Source organism: Micromonospora sp. CMU55-4 (assembly GCF_011602315.1).
Taxonomy (GTDB): domain Bacteria; phylum Actinomycetota; class Actinomycetes; order Mycobacteriales; family Micromonosporaceae; genus Micromonospora; species Micromonospora chalcea.
The window spans coordinates 230,666-247,059 of the sequence record NZ_JAAOLH010000010.1 but is presented as its reverse complement, the minus strand read 5'-3'; the positions used below and the strand labels follow the sequence as shown (position 1 = coordinate 247,059).

The following is a 16,394-nucleotide window of genomic DNA, read 5'->3' as shown; positions in this document are numbered from 1 at the left end:
GGCCGCCGGCAGGGAGGCGGGCCCCCCGGGGGGGGGGGCCCCCGGGGCCCGCCCCCCCGGGGAACCCCGGCCCCCCGCCCCCGCCCGCCCCCCCCCCCCCCCGCCCCGGCCGGCGGGTACACGCCGACGTTCCCCGGCTACCCCGCCGCGCCCGCCGGGCCGCCGCCTGCCGCCGCGCCCGTCGCCAACCCCGCGACCCGGGCCACCGGTGAGACCGCCGACGATCCCCGGCAGCCGCCGGCCGCCCCTGCCCGGCCGATCTCCGGAGTCCCGGCGCAGCCGGCCTCCGGCCTCCCGGCACAGCCGATCTCGGGCGTGCCGGCCCGGCCGACGTCCGGCGTCCCGGCCGGGCCGATCTCCGGTGTGCCGGCGCGGCCGATCTCCGGCGTCCCCGCCACGAGCGGCGCGGCCCACACCGACCGCACCTCCGCGCCCCAGCCGGCGAGCGCGCCCCCCTACGCCGCCCGCCGGTCCGCGCCGGAACCCGTGCCGGCCGCCGACGCGGCCACCGAGCCCCGACCGGAGGAACCGGCCCCAGTGGTGCTGCCGCAGCGCGTCCCCGCCGAGCCGGACGTGCCAGTCGTGCCGGAGCCGCCCGCAGTGGAACCGTCCGCCGAGACCCCCGAACTCGCCCGCATCGCCACCCACCTGCGCCGGGACGACGAACCCGCGCCGCTGCGTGAGCGCCCGGAGGGCTTCGACGTCAACGCGATCCTGGACGCGGTCCGCGAGGTGGCCGGCGTACGGGACGCGGCGCTGCGCCGTACCCCGGCCGGCGCGCACAGCCTCCGGCTCGACCTGGCCGACGGCGCGGACCCGGCAGAGGTCAGCCGCCTGGTGGCCCGGCTGCTCCAGGAGCGGATGGGCCTGGCGGCGGCGCCGCAGAACCTGCCCGGCGCGCCGGTCGTGCCGCCGCCGGCCCCACTGCGCCGCCGATCGGCCCGGCTGGACCGGGCCGGTGAGGCACGGGTGGGCGAGGGCCGTTCACCCGGGCCGATCCACGCCCGCGCCCTGCCGGACGAGACGCGGACGGCGGTGCCCGCGCCCCGCAACGGTGACGAGCCCGGACCGGCCGGGGACGAGACGCCGACGCGTACCGGTGTGGTGCGCCCGGCCGCGAACCGCTCCGGTGAAGGGCGGTTCGGCGGCACGGACCGCGCGGCGCGTCCGGCCGACGCCCCGGCCGAGGGCGACGAGCCGCCGCGCCGCCGCCGGCAGGCCACCCACCGGGGCCGGGCCGCTGTCGACGAGACGTCGCTGGCCGCCGCGCCGACCGGCATGTCCACCGGCAGCCCGGTGACGCTCGGCACCTCGTACTCCGGTGGGCAGATGACCACGACGGAGACCGCGCCGTCGCGACCGCTCGACACCGGCGGCGCGCCCGGGCCCCGGGTGGTGATCGAGCACGTCCTGGTGAGCACGTTCGGCCTGGACGCCACCACTGAGGTCCGCCTGATCGCGGGCGACCGGACCGCCGAGGGCCACGCGACCGGACCGGCCGTCGACGGGTACGTGCTGCGGCTGTGCGCGGTGGCGGCGGCCGCGGCGGTGGACGAGTTGCTCGGCCGGGGCGTCCCGGCCGGTGAGCACGGCCGGTGCTTCGTGGAGCACGCCGCCGTGGTGCCGTTCGGCAACTGCGAGGTGGCGACCGTTGTCGTGCTGCTGGTCTGCGACGGCTGGGTGGAGCAACTGGCCGGGTCGGCCCTGGTCGCCGGGGATCCCCGGCAGGCGGTCGTGCGGGCCACGCTGGCGGCGGTGAACCGGCGGCTGGAGGCGCTGCTCGCCTGAACGGTGTGCGGTACGGCGCGCGCGGGGAAGACTGGAGACATGAAACGCGCCGCACTCTGGCCGGAGCACAGCCTCCCCGCGCACGAGGTCCCGCCGCCCTGGCCCGGCCGGCACGTCCGGCTCGACGGCACGCTCGTGCACGTCCGGGAGACCCCGGCGACCGGGCCCGGCGCGGAACCGGCGCTGTACGTGCACGGCCTCGGCGGGTCCGCGCAGAACTGGACCGACCTGGCCGGCCTGCTCGCCGGCCGGCTCGACGGCCAGGCGATCGACCTGCCCGGCTTCGGGCGCAGCGAGCCCGGACCGCGCTACACCATCCCGGCCTTCGCCGACCGGGTGATCCGCTGGATCGAGCACACCGACCGGGGGCCGGTGCACCTGTTCGGCAACTCGCTCGGCGGCGCGATCTCGGTCCGGGTGGCGGCGCTGCGGCCGGACCTGGTCCGCACGCTCACCCTGATCTCGCCGGCCCTGCCGTTCCTGGACTTCCGGCGTTCGTTGCAGGGGCGGATGCTTCCGCTGCTGGCGATCCCCCGTGGTGAGCGGCTGGCCGCCTGGCGGCTGGCCCAGTTCACGCCCGAGGTGGCGGCGCAGCAGGTGATGGAGGCGTGCGTCGCGGATCTGACCCGGATCAGCGAGCAGCGCCGGCAGGAGGCGATCGACGAGATCCGGGTCCGGTACGAGGCCGCGCACCACGCCGCCGCGTACGTGCGTACCTTCCGGGGACTGGTCGGCAGTTTCCTGCGTTCGTACCTGCCGGGGGAGGGCGCGCTGTGGCGGCAGGCGGCGGCGGTGCGGGCGCCCACGCTGGTGGTGGGCGGAAGGCAGGACCGCCTGGTCGACGTCCGGGTGGCGCCGCAGGCGGCCCGCGTGATCCCGGACAGCCGGCTGCTGATGCTCGACGGCGTCGGGCACGTGGCGCAGTTGGAGGTCCCGCGGACGGTGGCGCGGGCGGTGCTGGGGCTGCTCGGCGAGCCGTCGTCGCCGGACGCCGGTGCGGGGGAGAGCGGAACGGGGCGCGACATGGCAGGCTGAGCCGGATGCCCAGCTCACGCCCTCCCCGCACCGCCCGGTCCCGGGCCTCCGCTCGTCCCTGGCGCTCCGCCCTCGTGGTGTGCGCCTTCCTCGCCGTCGCCGCGGTCGGCGTCGGCGCGGCGCTGCAACTTCCGTCGGCGGGGGCGGGGACGCGGGTCACCGACGGGTTCGTGGCCCAGCCGCCGGCGCCGACGCGGACGCCGCCGAGCGTGTCCCCGTCGCCGGTGGTGACGCCCAGTTCCTCGCCGCCGCCGGTGCTGACGCTGTCCGACCCGGGGCCGGCGAAGGGGCGGGGCAGCTTCGGCTACGACGACCGGCCCGGCGGCCTGCTGGGCCGCTCCGGGCCGCTGCAGCGGTTCCGGGTGGCGGTCGAGAACGGCTCGGGCGAGCAGGTCCGCGATTTCGGCGAGGCGGTGCAGCGGGCGCTGGCCGGCCCGGGGAGCTGGGTGGACGGGGGCCGGCTGCGGTTGCAGCGGGTCGGGCCGGGCAGCGGGTACGACTTCACGATCTACCTGGCCACCCGGGAGACGGCGCGGCGGTTGTGTGGCGCGGGCGGGATCGACATCCGCGTGGGCGGGGTGCCGTACACGTCCTGCCGGGTTCCGGGCAAGGTGGTGATCAACCTGGACCGGTGGCGGACCTCCGCGCCGCACCTGGTCGCCGCCGGGATGACGCTCGACGACTACCGGCTCTACGTGATCAATCATGAGGTGGGCCACCAGCTCGGGCACCGGCACGAGGGGTGTCCGCGGGCGGGGCGGGCCGCGCCGGTGATGCAGCAGCAGACGCTCTTCCTCAACGGCTGCCGCCCGAACCCGTGGCCCTACGTGGGCGGGAAGCGGTACGCCGGGCCGAGCCTGTGACCGCCGGTTCGTGAAGAACATTCGCGGCATAGGCGGCAAAAGCAGCTAAATGCCCGAATTGCATGGCACGCTGATGTCATGACCTCGTCGTCCCCTTACGACATGCACGCCGAGCCGCGCCGCCGACCGCCGCCCCGTCACCCGGCCGAGCGTCCCACGGTGCGCCGCATGCGCCGTCGTCGCCGCCGCTCGGTGCTGCTGCTGGCGATGCTGCTGGCCGCCGGCAGCGGAGCGGTCGGCGTCACCCGGCTGAACGCCCCCGGGCCCGGCGGGACGTCGCTCGCGGCCGAGCCGTCGCTCGCCCGCGGGGCCGCCGAGGCCGACGTCCCGGCCGCGCCGCCGACCGGCTACCCCACCGCCGGCCCCGGCACGTTCGCCGTGGCCCAGGGCCGATCCCCGGTACGCGGACACGCCGGGCCGCTGCGCCGCTACCGGGTCGAGGTCGAGCACGGTACGGGGCAGGACGCCGACGGTTTCGCCGCCACCGTGGACGCGGTGCTCGGCGACCCGCGCAGCTGGATCGCGTCGGGGGAACTGCGGGTGCAGCGGGTGCCCGAGGCGGCCGCCGCCGACTTCACCGTCTACCTCGCCACCCCCGTCACCTCCGAGCGGATGTGCGCCGAGGGCGGACTGCGCACCGACCGGTACACCTCCTGCCGGCTGCCCGGCCGGGTCGTGCTCAACCTGGCCCGCTGGATGACGGCGGTGCCCGACTACGGCGCCCCGCTGGACGTCTACCGGACCTACGTGATCAACCACGAGGTCGGGCACGAGTTCGGCGAGCTGCACCAGGCGTGCCCGGCGCCCGGCGCGCCCGCCCCGGTGATGCAGCAGCAGACGTACGGGCTGGACGGCTGCCTGCCGAACGCCTGGCCGTACGTCGACGGGGCTCGATACTCCGGCGAGCCCACCGACGGGGTCTGAGTTATTCCCGGTCCCGCAGTTCGGGCCGAGTGTCCCTCATCATGGCCGATCCCCGCCCGGGCGAGCGACAATGGCGCGGTCACACCGCCGATCCCGGGGAGTCCACCGTGTCGTTGCCCCCGCTCGTCGAACCCGCCGCCGAGCTGACCGTAGACGAGATCCGCCGATACTCGCGCCACCTGATCATCCCGGACGTCGGGGTCGAGGGGCAGAAGCGGCTGAAGAACGCCCGGGTGCTCTGTGTCGGCGCCGGCGGCCTCGGCTCGCCGGCCCTGCTCTACCTGGCCGCGGCCGGTGTCGGCACGCTCGGCATCATCGACTTCGACACCGTCGACGAGTCGAACCTGCAGCGCCAGGTCATCCACGGCGTCTCCGACGTGGGCCGCTCCAAGGCCGAGTCCGCCGCCGCGTCGATCCGCGAGATCAACCCGCTGGTCAACGTGGAGATCCACAACACCGCGCTGGACCGGGAGAACGTCCGGGACATCTTCTCCCGGTACGACCTGATCGTGGACGGCACCGACAACTTCGCCACCCGGTACATGGTCAACGACGCCGCGGTGCTGCTCGGTAAGCCGTACGTCTGGGGTTCGATCTACCGCTTCGACGGCCAGGCGTCGGTGTTCTGGGCCGAGCACGGCCCCTGCTACCGCTGCCTCTACCCGGAGCCCCCGCCGCCCGGCATGGTCCCCTCCTGCGCCGAGGGCGGCGTGCTCGGCGTGCTCTGCGCGTCCATCGGGTCGATCCAGGTCAACGAGGCGATCAAGCTGCTCGCCGGCATCGGTGAGCCGCTCGTCGGCCGGCTGATGGTCTACGACGCCCTGGAGATGAGCTACCGCAAGATCAAGGTCCGCAAGGACCCGAACTGCGTGCTCTGCGGCGAGAACGCGACCCTCACCGACCTCATGGAGGACTACGAGGACTTCTGCGGCGCCGTCTCCGACGAGGCGCAGGAGGCGGTGGTCGACTCGACCATCACCGCGCTGGAGCTGAAGGACTGGCAGGACTCCGGCAAGGACATCTTCCTGGTCGACGTGCGTGAGCCCGCCGAGTACGAGATCGTCCGCATCCCCGGCTCGACGCTCATCCCCAAGGGCGAGATCCTCTCCGGCGAGGCGCTGGCGAAGTTCCCGCAGGACCGGCAGATCGTGCTGCACTGCAAGTCCGGCGTCCGCTCGGCCGAGGCGCTCGCCGCGCTGAAGGCGGCCGGCTTCAACGACGCCGTGCACGTCCAGGGCGGTGTCCTCTCCTGGGTCAAGCAGATCGACCCGTCCCTGCCGTCGTACTGAGTCGCGTCGATGGGCCCGCCCGGTTCCCCGGGCGGGCCCATCGTGCTTTCCGTGCCCCGTGGCGTGGGCAAACGCCTGGTCGCCCGACCCACAGGTGGATGCCTTCGGCGACCGGTGGGCGGTACCGGCCCTGACCGAGCTACCGAGGCGTAACCCCGGCCGCGCCAGTACCGTCAGGGCCGTGGTGGACTTGGACGCGGCGATCGGATTCGTCGTCGCTCACGGAGACGCGGTGGACCGCGCCCGTCTCTCCCGGCTGCGTACCGGCGCTCCGGTGCCGCCCGACCTGCTCGACGCCGCCGAGTCCGGCCCGGCGCCGGGCGGCGGCTGGCCCGCCGTACTCGACGGCGACGTCGCCTCGATCGACGCGACCTGCTTCCGCCTCGCCGAGCTGGACGATCTCGGCGCGCTCGGCCGGCCGGCGGCCCGGCACGCGCTGGACTGGCTGGCCTCCCGGCAACTGCCAGACGGCGGCTGGGACGAAGACCCGTCGCTGGCCGGGCTCGCCCCCGAATGGGCCACCCCCGGCGATCCGGAGGCCCGGCTCTACCAGACCGCCAACGCCGGATTCTGGCTCACGGTGGCCGGGCTGGACGCCCGGGCCGCCGGGCCGCTGGACCACCGGGTCGGCGGCGCGTACGCCGGTGTGGTGCAGGCGGCGGCCCAGGCGCTCGCCGCCCAGCTCGCCCCGGACGGAAGCTGGCCGTCCTTCCTGCCCGCCGGCTGGCTCGCCGCGGCGGTGCTGCACCGCCAGCAGATGTACTACGAGTCGGCGCGCATCCAGGCGGTGCTGGCCGACCGGATCCCCCGGATGTCCCCGGCCGACGTGGCCTGGCTCGCCGCCACGCTGCGCCGGGTCGACGTCGGCGAGGAGCAGTGGCTGCTGGTGTCCGCGCGCAGGCGGCTCGCCGAGACCCAGCGCAGCGACGGCGGCTGGGACAGCGACGACGGCCACCAGTTCGACGTGCACACCACGCTGCGGGCGATCCGGGCGTGCCGTCCGAACACGCCCGAGGCCCCGGTGTCCGGCGCGCCGTTCGTGGCGCCGCGCCCCGCCGAGCTGCCCCCGCCGCCCGCGGTGCCGGCCCCGCGCCCGCGCCGGCTCCCCGCTTCGACGTCTCCGCCCGCGCCCGACTCTGGGCCGCCCGCCTCCACGTCCGCGTCGCCTGCGCCCGTGTCTCCGCAGCCCGCCCCGGCTCGCCCGTTGACCGGCCCGGCTCGCCCGTTGACCGGCCCGGCTCGCCCGTTGACCGGCCCGGCCGGGGCATCGGTCGCATCGGCGGGTCCCGCTTCCGACCCTTCGGCGGGCTTCGGCTCCGACCTGTCGTCCAGTTTCGGCACCGACCCGTCGGCCGGGATCGCGCCCGCGCTGTCGGACGGCGCGCCGGAGCTGTTTCCGGCCCGGGGTCTCGGGCCGGATACCTGGTTCCGTCCGGACACCGGGCCGGATGCGATGCCCGGATCGGGAGCAGGGCCTGATCCGTCGGCCGGTGCTGAGGTGTCGGCCGGTGCGGAGAGCGGGCCGGGGCCGTGGTCCGCCTGGATCGTCACGCCCGATCTGCTTCCCGACGAGAGCGCCGGGCCTGCCGCGCAGCTGGTGTCGGAGCTGCTGCCCGGCCCGGTGCCGCCCGCTCTGCCTCCGGCGGTTGCGGTGCCACCGGCCGCCCCGGTGTCCCCGGGTTTGCCTCCGCTGGTCATGCCGCCATCGGAGCCCACCGCCCAGGTGATCGCCGCACCGCCGCAGCCCGGCACAGTTCCGCCGGTCGACCCCGCCGCACCGGCCGACGGAGATCCACTCCAGATCGCCTAGCCCGGCCAGCTGATGATCAACACCAGTTCGGGGAGGTGGTGGCATCAAAGTGCGGGGGTGGCGCCGGCGCGCCACAACGGGCAAGGTCGGTCAGCGTAGGTGACCGTCGCCGGTCACCACGTACTTGGTGCTGGTCAGCTCCGGCAGGCCCATCGGGCCGCGCGCGTGCAGCTTCTGCGTCGAGATGCCGATCTCCGCGCCGAATCCGAACTCGCCGCCGTCGGTGAACCGGGTGGACGCGTTGACCATGACCGCGGCCGAGTCCACCCGGGCCACGAACTCCCGGGCCGCCCGCTGCGAGTCGGTGACGATCGCCTCGGTGTGACCGGTGCCGTACCGGCGGATGTGCGCGACCGCCGCGTCGAGCGAGTCGACCACGGCGACGGAGATGTCGGCGGAGAGGTACTCGGTGCCGAAGTCCTCCTCGGTGGCCGGTACCACGGCGTCGGAGTGGGCGGCCACCTCGGGCGTGCCGTGCACGGTCACCCCGGCCTCGGCGAACGCGGCGAGCACCGCCGGCAGGAAGGCGTCGGCGACGTCGCGGTGCACCAGCAGCGACTCGGCGGTGTTGCAGGTGGACAGGCGCTGGGTCTTGGCGTTCAGCGTGACCGCAAGCGCCTTGCCGAGGTCGGCGGCGGCATCGACGTACACGTGGCAGTTGCCCACGCCGGTCTCGATCACCGGCACCGTCGACTCCTCGACCACGGCGCGGATCAGCGACGCGCCGCCGCGCGGGATCAGCACGTCGACCAGGCCGCGGGCGCGCATCAGTTCCTTGACCGAGTCACGGGTGCTGGAGTCGAGCAGCTGCACCGCGTCGGCCGGCAGCCCGGCGCCGGCGACCGCGTCGCGCAGCACCTCGACCAGCGCCGCGTTCGAGTGCGCGGCCGACGAGGAGCCGCGCAGCAGCGCCGCGTTGCCGGACTTCAGGCAGATCCCGGCCGCGTCGACTGTCACGTTCGGCCGGCCCTCGTAGACGATGCCGACGACACCGAACGGCACCCGGATCTGGCGCAGCTCCAGGCCGTTCGGCAGCGTCGAGCCGCGTACCACCTCACCGACCGGATCGGGCAGCGCGGCCATCTGGCGCAGCGCGTCGGCGATCGCCGCCACCCGGCCCTCGTCGAGCGCGAGCCGGTCCAGCACGGCCGCGGACAGCCCGGCCTCGCGCCCGGCCGCCAGGTCCGCCGCGTTCGCCGCCAACACCTCGGGGGTACGCGCCACGAGCGCGTCGGCCATCGCGTGCAGCGCGGCGTCCTTGACGGTACGGGTGGCAGTGGCCAGTGCTTCCGCCGCGTCCCGGGCTCGCCGGGCCTGCTCGACGACGCTCATCGTGCGTACTCCTTCGGAGGTGTTTTAAGGAGGGGCCCCTTATTAACAGACGTCTGTTAATAAGGGGCCCTTGCTTACAGCAGGACGAGGTCGTCGCGGTGGACGACCTCACGTTCGTACGCCGGGCCGAGCGCCGCGGCGAGTTCGGAGGTGGAACGGCCGAGCAGGCCGGGCAGTTCCACCGCGTCGTAGTTGACCAGCCCGCGGGCCACCGGCGCGCCGGCGGTGTCGACCAGGTCGACCGGGTCCCCGGCGGTGAACGCGCCGTCGACGGCGGTGATGCCGGCGGGCAGCAGCGACTTGCGGCGGCCCACCACCGCCTGCACCGCGCCCGGGTCGAGGTGCAGGCGGCCCCGGGGCGCGGTGGCGTGCGCCAGCCAGAAGAGGCGCGCGGCGGGACGGCGGCTGCTCGGGTGGAAGTACGTGCCGACGGGCTCCCCGGCCAGCGCCGGCGCGGCCAGCGGCGCGGCGGTCAGCACCACCGGGATGCCGAAGCCGGTCGCGATGCGGGCCGCCTCCACCTTCGTCACCATGCCCCCGGTGCCCACCCCGGCCCGGCCGGCCCCGCCGATGTCCACGCCCGCGAGGTCACCCTCGCCGTGCACCTCGGTGATGCGGGTGCTGCCCGGGCGGGCCGGGTTGCCGGTCCAGAGCGCGTCGACGTCGGAGAGCAGCACCAGCAGGTCGGCGTCGACGAGCGCGGCGACGAGCGCGGCGAGGCGGTCGTTGTCGCCGAACCGGATCTCCTCGGTGGCCACCGTGTCGTTCTCGTTGACGATCGGCACGGCCCGCAGGTCGAGCAGTTTCCGCAGCGTCCGGTACGCGTTGCGGTAGTGCGCGCGCCGGGTCACGTCGTCCACGGTGAGCAGCACCTGCCCGACGGTGCGGCCGTGCCGGGCGAACGCGGCAGCGTACCGTCCGATCAGCAGGCCCTGCCCGACGCTGGCGGCGGCCTGCTGGGTGGCCAGGTCGCGCGGGCGCCGGGGCAGCCGCAGCGGGGCGAGGCCGGCGGCGATCGCGCCGGAGGAGACCAGCACCACCTCGCGTCCGGCGGCGGCCAGCCCGCCGAGCGTGTCGACGAGCGCGTCGACCCGGGCGTCGTCCAGGCCGCCGGTCGCGGTGGTCAGCGAGGACGAACCGATCTTGACGACGATCCGGCGGGCCGAGGTGACTGCTTCGCGCACCCGACCATTCTGCGCGCTGCGGTCTGTGACGCCGCGGCGCGTTCCCATATCGTGGCAGCTCGTGACACCTGACGAGTACGTCGAGGCGGTGCTGGCACTTGTCGAGCGGATCCCGCCGGGCCGCGTGATGTCGTACGGGGCGGTGGCCGACGCGCTCGCCGACCGCTCCGGGCGGGCGTCGCCGCGGCTGGTCGGCTCGATCATGGCGCGGCACGGGGGCGGCGTGCCGTGGCACCGGGTGGTGAACTCGGCCGGCCGGCTGCCGCCGGGTCACGAGCGCAAGGCGCGGGAACGGCTGCTCGCCGAGGGGTGCCCGCTGCGCGGCGACCGGGTGGACCTGGCGGCGGCGTCCTGGTCGCCGGACGAGGGGTGACCCGACCGCGTCGGAGGCGGCCGGTCGATCGATCGCGACTCCGCTCAACGGGGCCGAGTCATCGCGGCCACTCGGAGAACGCGTGCCGGAGGTCGTGGATCTCAGCCGGGGTGAGGCGGTAGAGCGCGAAGACGGTGTCGGGGAGGCGGTCGAGGCGCTGCAGCGCGTCCTGGAACTCTTCGTCGGTGAGCGCCGGGTCGGCACGCCGTGCGAGGTCCACCAGGTCGTTCCTGCTGTACCGGCGGAGCGCGGCGGCTACGTCGATGTAGTCGCGGGGTTGAGCACGGGTCACCATGGCGGCGACTTTGGTGCCGATCACGTCGTCCAGGTGCAGCACCGGCCCGACGTCGAGCACGATCGGGCTGGCGCTGCGCGCGAAGCGCACGAGTTGCAGTCGTACGGTCCGGTCGTCGCGGCGAACCTCGAACTCGGTCATGTCGTGTTCGAAGCCGTAGAAGACATCGTCCAGCTCGGTGGGCTCGGCGATGGTCTCGACCTGAAACCCGGCATCGAGCAGGGTGGCGTGCACCAGCTCGGCGGCTGCGGTGACCCCGCCGTCGAGATCGGTGAACAGGTCCACGTCCTCGGTGGGACGGGCGCCGATGCCGTGGGCGATGAGGGCCTGGCCGCCGGCGAGGGCGAAGCCGTGTCGGCCGGCCACGGCGAGCGCGATACGGGCGACCTCGTGCTGGAACGGGTCCGGCGCGGGTGACATCAGGCGGCGACGTCCCGGGCGCGCAGCACCGGGTGGCTCTCTTCCCAGGCGCGGCGGACACCGCGGGGCACGTAAAGCTCGGGCCACAGCCGGACGAGGGTGGGTCCGTGCAGCCAGGTGCGCAGCTCGTCGGGATGAACGGCTTCGGTGAGCACCGTCTCGTACATCCAGGCGAGCAGCCCCGGAACGTCGAGGTCGACGTGCCGGTCGGGTTGCCAGAACAGCCGGTGGGGCAACTCGACGATGCCGGTGACCGGGCCCTGCAATTCGCTCAGGGCGGGGACCACGACCGCACGGCGGCCGGGGCGGGCCTCGTACGGTGCCCGCGAGCTGCGAACGGATCGGGCCGGGTCCATGCCCTACAGGGTAACGGTGCCGACCTGCGGCTTGTTGCGACTCGCGAGCGCCTGGCGGCATCTAACAAGCAGCGTCCGGGAGGGGATGTGACGCGAGCCATAACGTGAGTAGCATTCGGCTCCATGACAGCTTCGGGCCTGCCCCGCCGGGTGCACCTCGGATACGCGCTCGGTTCCCTGGTCACCGGCGCGTTCGGCACCGTGCCCGGGCTGCTCCTGCTGCCGTACCTCACCGACACGCTCGGCGTCGCCGCCGGGCTGGCCGCGCTGCTGGTGCTGCTGCCGAAGGCGTGGGACGTGCTGGTCAACCCGGTCGCCGGGCGGATCTCCGACCGGACCCGCTCCCGCTGGGGCGCACGCCGGCCGTACCTGCTCGTCGGCGGACTGGCGCTCGCCGTGCTGTTCGCCTCGATCTTCGCGGCGCCGTTCGCGAACGGTCCGGCCGCCGCCGCGTACGTGGCGTTGGCGTTCCTGGCGACAGCCACCGCGTTCGCGTTCTTCCAGGTGCCGTACGTGGCCATGCCGGCCGAGCTGACCGCCGACCCGGCGGAGCGTACCCGGCTGATGACCTGGCGGATCGCGGTGCTGGCGCTGGCCATCCTGGTCTCCGGCGCGGTGGCCCCGGCCGTGGTGAGCGCGGGCGGCGACGGCGTGCCCGGTCACCGGTGGATGGGCCTGTTCGTCGCCGCGCTGATCGTCGCCGGCACCGTCGGCGTGTTCCTGGGCACCCGGTCCGCGCCGACCGGCACGGTGGGGGAGAGCGAGCCGAGCCTGCGCGCCCAGCTCGCTGTCGCCACCGGCAACCGGCCGTTCCGGGTGCTGCTGATCTGCTTCGTGATCCAGTCCGCCGGGGTGGCCACCGTGCTGGCCGGGGTGAAGTACTTCGCCGGCCAGGTGCTGCGCGAGCCGGACAGCGGCCCGACGCTGCTGTTCGCCTGCTTCGTCGCACCCGCGCTGCTGGTCATGCCGCTGTGGTCGCGGGCCGGCGCCCGGCTGGGCAAGCGGGCGTCGCTGGTCGCCGCGTCGCTGATCTTCGCGGTGGGCGCGCTGGCCCTGGTCGCCGCGCCCGCACTGCCCGCCGCCGCGGCCTACGCGGTGGTCGCGGTGATCGGCGTCGGGTACGCGGGCCAGCAGGTGTTCGCGCTGGCCATGCTGCCGGACTGCATCGCGTACGACACGGCGCGCACCGGACGCCGGCAGGCCGGGGTGTTCACCGGGCTCTGGACCGCCGGGGAGACGTTCGGGCTGGCGCTGGGACCGGGCATCTACGGGCTGGTGCTCCAGCTCTCCGGCTATGTCTCCTCGTCCACCGGTACCGCCGCCGTCCAGTCCGACACGGCACGTCTCGGTGTGCTGCTCGGCTTCACCGTGCTGCCCGCGCTGCTGGTGGCGATCCCGCTGGTGCTGCTGCGCGGCTACACCCTGACCCCGGCCCAGCTGACCGCCGCCGCACCCGAGGCCGATGACGCCGCGCCGGCCGCGCGGGCGTGAGCACCCCGTCCACGAGAGGAACCACCCGATGACCGACACGGCAGGCGCCGGTGCGCTGCCCGCCCAGGGGATGCCCGCGGCGGACGTACTCGGCGAGATCCGCGCGCTGCGGGACGCCGACCGGCCCACGCACGGCGGGCGGTTGTTCGCGTACGTCTACGACCCCGGCGTGGCCGGTCTGGACGAGCTGGCGCAGGCCGCGTACGCGCAGAGCGCCCACGTCAACGGCCTCGACCCGACCGCGTTCCCGTCGCTGCTGGCGATGGAGAACGCGCTCGTCGGCGCCGCCGCCCGGCTGCTCGGCGGCGGCCCCGGCACCGGCGCGCCGGATGTCGTCGGCAGCGTCACCAGTGGCGGCACCGAGTCGCTGCTGCTCGCCGTCAAGGCGGCCCGGGACGCCCGCCCCGACCTGACCGAGCCGCGGATCGTGGCGCCGGCCAGCGCGCACGCGGCGTTCGCCAAGGCGGCGCACTACCTGCGGGTCGCGCTCGACACGGTGCCGGTCGACCCGGTGACGCTGCGCCCGGACGCGGCAGCGGTGGCCGCCGCGATCCGCCCGGAGACCGTGCTGGTGGTCGCGTCCGCGCCGTCGTACGCGCACGGGGTGGTCGACCCGGTGACCGAGATCGCCGCCGTCGCGCAGGCCGCCGGGGTGCGCTGCCACGTGGACGCCTGCTTCGGCGGCTGGGCGCTGCCCTGGCTGCGGCGGCTCGGCGCGCCGGTGCCGCCGTTCGACTTCGCCGTGCCGGGGGTCACCTCGATCTCGGTGGACCTGCACAAGTACGCGTACGCGCCGAAGGGCGTCTCGGTGCTGCTGCACCGCGATCCGGCGCTGCGCGCCCCGCAGTTCTTCGCGTACGCGGACTGGCCCGGGTACACGATGGTCAACCCGGTGATCGCCTCCACCCGCTCCGGCGGGCCGATCGCCGCCGCGTACGCCACGCTGCGGCACCTCGGCGAGGACGGGTACCTGCGGCTTGCCGCCGCCACCCGGGACGCGGTCGCCGGGCTCGCCGACGCGATCCGGGCCACCGACGGGCTGCGGCTGATGGCCGAACCGGAGACCACTGTCGTCTGCTTCACCAGCGACGATCCGGGGCTCGACCTGTTCGTGCTGGTCGACGAGCTGACCGCGCGCGGCTGGCACACCCAGCCCCAGCTCACGTACGCCGATCTGCCGGCCAGCGTGCACCTGACGGTGACCGCGGCGGTGGCGCCCCGGGTGGCCGAGTTCGGCCCGGCGCTGGCCGAGGCGGTCGCGGCGGCCCGCGCCGCCGGGCCGGTGGTGCTGCCGCCGGAGCTGCTGGCGCTGGCCGGCAGCCTCACGCCGGAGGCGCTCACCCCCGATCTGGTGGCCGGGCTGGCGGGCGGGCTTGGCCTGGCGGCCGACGCCGGTGCGCCGGAGCGGATGGCGGTGGTCAACACGCTGCTCGACGCTGCGCCGGCCCGGCTGCGGGAGCGGCTGCTCGCCGAGTTCGTCGGGTTGCTCCAACGCCCGGCCTGGTGACGCGGACGGGGCCCGCCCGGATTCCGGGCGGGCCGCGTCGTGCGGTGTCTCAGCCGGCCGCGCCGACGCTGAACGTGGTGGTGTCGTCCGCCGGGTCGACGTCTGCGACCGGCTCGTTCACGTAGCGGGCCTCGACGGTGAACGTGCCGTTGCCCAGCACGCCGGCCGGCGTTCCGGCCGGTGCCCGCAGGACGACGTCGAACCTGCGCTCCTCGCCGGGCATGAACCGGCCGCCCGGGACGTCGAACGAGTCCGGGAAGCTGGGCAGGTCCTGCGGATCGGTGTTCCAGACCTCGACCCCGGCGGGCAGGGCCGCCCGCGCGGCGAGCCGGAACGACGGCGCGTCGTTGCCGTAGCGCACGGTCACCGGCATCCGGCCCAGCAGGCTTCCGTCGGCCTGGCGGGTCAGCGTCACGTCACCACCGTTTACGGTCAGGTCCGTCTCGGTGGCCTGCCGGTAGACGCGCGGCGCGCGGACGCTGCCCGAGGTGGACCGGAACACGGTCGGGAAGGAGTCGCGGTCCGCGACCCGGGTGCCGCCGCCCGGCACCACCGCGATCGAGCCGCCCGGCGCGACCATCGGGTAGGCGCGCGCTGTCGTCCAGACCTGGAAGTTGAGCCGCAGGGCCCGGCTGTCGCCCGCCGCGACCCGGCCGCCGAAGCTGCCGATGACCCGGCGGTTGTCCACCAGGTCCTCGGTGAACCACGGCGTGCCGTCGTCGAGGCCGATGAACGAGGCGCCGGCCGGCTCGGTGATGCGCAGGTCGGCGACGCCGTCGGCCCGGCCCCGGTTGCTGATCGTCGCGGTCAGCGTGCCGACATACCCCCGGTCGGTGGGCGTCAGCACCAGCGGCCCGGTGTCGACGGTCAGCCGTGCCGCCGCGGTGCCGCTCGTGGCGGCGGCGGGCGTGGCCAGCGCGAACAGCGCTGCCGCCCCGGCCAGCAGCGCGGTGGCGACTCGTGCCGTACGTGTGGTCATGACAGGTCCTCCGTGATCCCCGTGGTGGGCGGCGGTGGTTCCGTCCGCCCGACAGTGAAGACACCCGCCGGCCCCGGGGACAGTTGCCCGGGTTCCCTGTCGTGGGTACGACACCGGACCGCTGTGGTTGACTGTCTGCTCGGGGTTCACGGACAGCGGGAGGTCGGAGATGCAGCTGCCGGGCGTGCTCGGCGAGCCGATCCGGTTCGTGCTGAACTGGGGCCGCCGCTACTCGCTCTGGGTGTTCAACTTCGGCCTGGCCTGCTGCGCCATCGAGTTCATCGCGACCAGCATGGGCCGGCACGACTTCATGCGGCTCGGCGTGATCCCGTTCGCCCACGGCCCCCGGCAGGCCGACCTGATGGTGGTCAGCGGCACCGTCACCGACAAGATGGCCCCGGCGGTCAAGCGGCTCTACGACCAGATGCCCGAACCGAAGTACGTGATCTCGTTCGGCGCGTGCTCCAACTGCGGCGGCCCGTACTGGGACTCCTACTCGGTCACCAAGGGCGTCGACCAGCTCATCCCGGTCGACGTGTACGTGCCCGGCTGCCCGCCGCGCCCGGAGGCGCTGCTGCACGGCATCCTGCGCCTCCAGGAGAAGATCGCCGCCGAGCAGTCCGGCGTCGGCGGCGTGGCCCGCCCCGACGCGCTCGCCTCTCCGGCGGACGCTGTGGCGCGGCCGGTCGAGGCGCTGACCGCGCCGCCGGTCCGTCCGCCGCTCGGCTGAGCCGTCGGGTGGCGCCGC

At 75.1% G+C, this 16,394-nt stretch carries 14 protein-coding genes and 1 pseudogene; 10 read left to right on the top strand and 5 right to left on the bottom strand.

What is annotated here, in order from left to right:
- Positions 1–315: 315 nt before the first annotated feature.
- From HA073_RS19390 to HA073_RS31180, 6 genes and pseudogenes are all read left to right on the top strand, one after another.
- On the top strand, positions 316–1,788 hold the full coding sequence (locus tag HA073_RS19390) for a hypothetical protein (protein WP_375336239.1): 1,473 nt from the start codon (positions 316–318) through the stop codon (positions 1,786–1,788).
- A 39-nt stretch (positions 1,789–1,827) separates the two neighbouring features.
- Positions 1,828–2,823, top strand: coding sequence for an alpha/beta fold hydrolase (locus HA073_RS19385; protein WP_043328177.1), 996 nt, complete (start codon positions 1,828–1,830; stop codon positions 2,821–2,823).
- A 5-nt stretch (positions 2,824–2,828) separates the two neighbouring features.
- Positions 2,829–3,686, top strand: coding sequence for a DUF3152 domain-containing protein (locus tag HA073_RS19380; protein WP_113973470.1), 858 nt, complete (start codon positions 2,829–2,831; stop codon positions 3,684–3,686).
- A gap of 78 nt (positions 3,687–3,764) precedes the next feature.
- Positions 3,765–4,610 carry a DUF3152 domain-containing protein gene (locus tag HA073_RS19375; protein ID WP_104115501.1) on the top strand — a complete coding sequence of 282 codons (846 nt, stop codon included), beginning with the start codon at positions 3,765–3,767 and terminating at the stop codon, positions 4,608–4,610.
- 41 nt (positions 4,611–4,651) lie between these two features.
- Positions 4,652–5,899 (top strand): adenylyltransferase/sulfurtransferase MoeZ, encoded by a 1,248-nt coding sequence (gene moeZ / locus HA073_RS19370; protein ID WP_174537773.1) that lies wholly within the window; start codon positions 4,652–4,654, stop codon positions 5,897–5,899.
- A gap of 130 nt (positions 5,900–6,029) precedes the next feature.
- Positions 6,030–6,899, top strand: a pseudogene (locus HA073_RS31180) (hypothetical protein); the annotation flags it as partial.
- 900 nt (positions 6,900–7,799) lie between these two features.
- Here the strand turns inward: HA073_RS31180 and HA073_RS19360 are convergent.
- Positions 7,800–9,041: a glutamate-5-semialdehyde dehydrogenase gene (locus HA073_RS19360; RefSeq protein ID WP_064446638.1), complete on the bottom strand. Its 1,242-nt coding sequence runs from the start codon at positions 9,039–9,041 to the stop codon at positions 7,800–7,802.
- Between the two features lie 74 nt (positions 9,042–9,115).
- Positions 9,116–10,273: a glutamate 5-kinase gene (proB, locus tag HA073_RS19355; RefSeq protein ID WP_051611346.1), complete on the bottom strand. Its 1,158-nt coding sequence runs from the start codon at positions 10,271–10,273 to the stop codon at positions 9,116–9,118.
- A gap of 13 nt (positions 10,274–10,286) precedes the next feature.
- Here proB and HA073_RS19350 point away from each other — a divergent pair, with 13 nt between their 5' ends.
- Positions 10,287–10,598, top strand: a complete 312-nt coding sequence (locus HA073_RS19350) for an MGMT family protein (RefSeq protein WP_043328189.1) — start codon at positions 10,287–10,289, stop codon at positions 10,596–10,598.
- Positions 10,599–10,656: 58 nt separating this feature from the next.
- Here the strand turns inward: HA073_RS19350 and HA073_RS19345 are convergent, their stop codons facing one another.
- Entirely contained in the window at positions 10,657–11,313 is a 657-nt protein-coding gene (locus HA073_RS19345; RefSeq protein WP_043328191.1) for a nucleotidyl transferase AbiEii/AbiGii toxin family protein, read from the bottom strand.
- On the bottom strand, positions 11,313–11,669 hold the full coding sequence (locus HA073_RS19340) for a hypothetical protein (RefSeq protein WP_043328193.1): 357 nt from the start codon (positions 11,667–11,669) through the stop codon (positions 11,313–11,315). Before HA073_RS19340 ends, HA073_RS19345 begins: the two co-directional genes overlap by 1 nt.
- A 123-nt stretch (positions 11,670–11,792) precedes the next feature.
- On the opposite strand from HA073_RS19340, the gene HA073_RS19335 reads away from it, so the two are divergent.
- Both HA073_RS19335 and HA073_RS19330 read left to right on the top strand, forming a co-directional pair.
- Positions 11,793–13,160, top strand: a complete 1,368-nt coding sequence (locus HA073_RS19335) for an MFS transporter (RefSeq protein ID WP_113973468.1) — start codon at positions 11,793–11,795, stop codon at positions 13,158–13,160.
- A gap of 28 nt (positions 13,161–13,188) precedes the next feature.
- Complete coding sequence (locus HA073_RS19330) at positions 13,189–14,667, top strand: aminotransferase class V-fold PLP-dependent enzyme (protein ID WP_166456997.1); 1,479 nt, start codon at positions 13,189–13,191, stop codon at positions 14,665–14,667.
- 49 nt (positions 14,668–14,716) lie between these two features.
- Here the strand turns inward: HA073_RS19330 and HA073_RS19325 are convergent, their stop codons facing one another.
- Positions 14,717–15,646, bottom strand: coding sequence for a hypothetical protein (locus HA073_RS19325; protein WP_166456996.1), 930 nt, complete (start codon positions 15,644–15,646; stop codon positions 14,717–14,719).
- A gap of 169 nt (positions 15,647–15,815) precedes the next feature.
- Here HA073_RS19325 and HA073_RS19320 point away from each other — a divergent pair, with 169 nt between their 5' ends.
- Positions 15,816–16,376: an NADH-quinone oxidoreductase subunit B gene (locus tag HA073_RS19320; protein WP_043328197.1), complete on the top strand. Its 561-nt coding sequence runs from the start codon at positions 15,816–15,818 to the stop codon at positions 16,374–16,376.
- Positions 16,377–16,394: the final 18 nt, after the last annotated feature.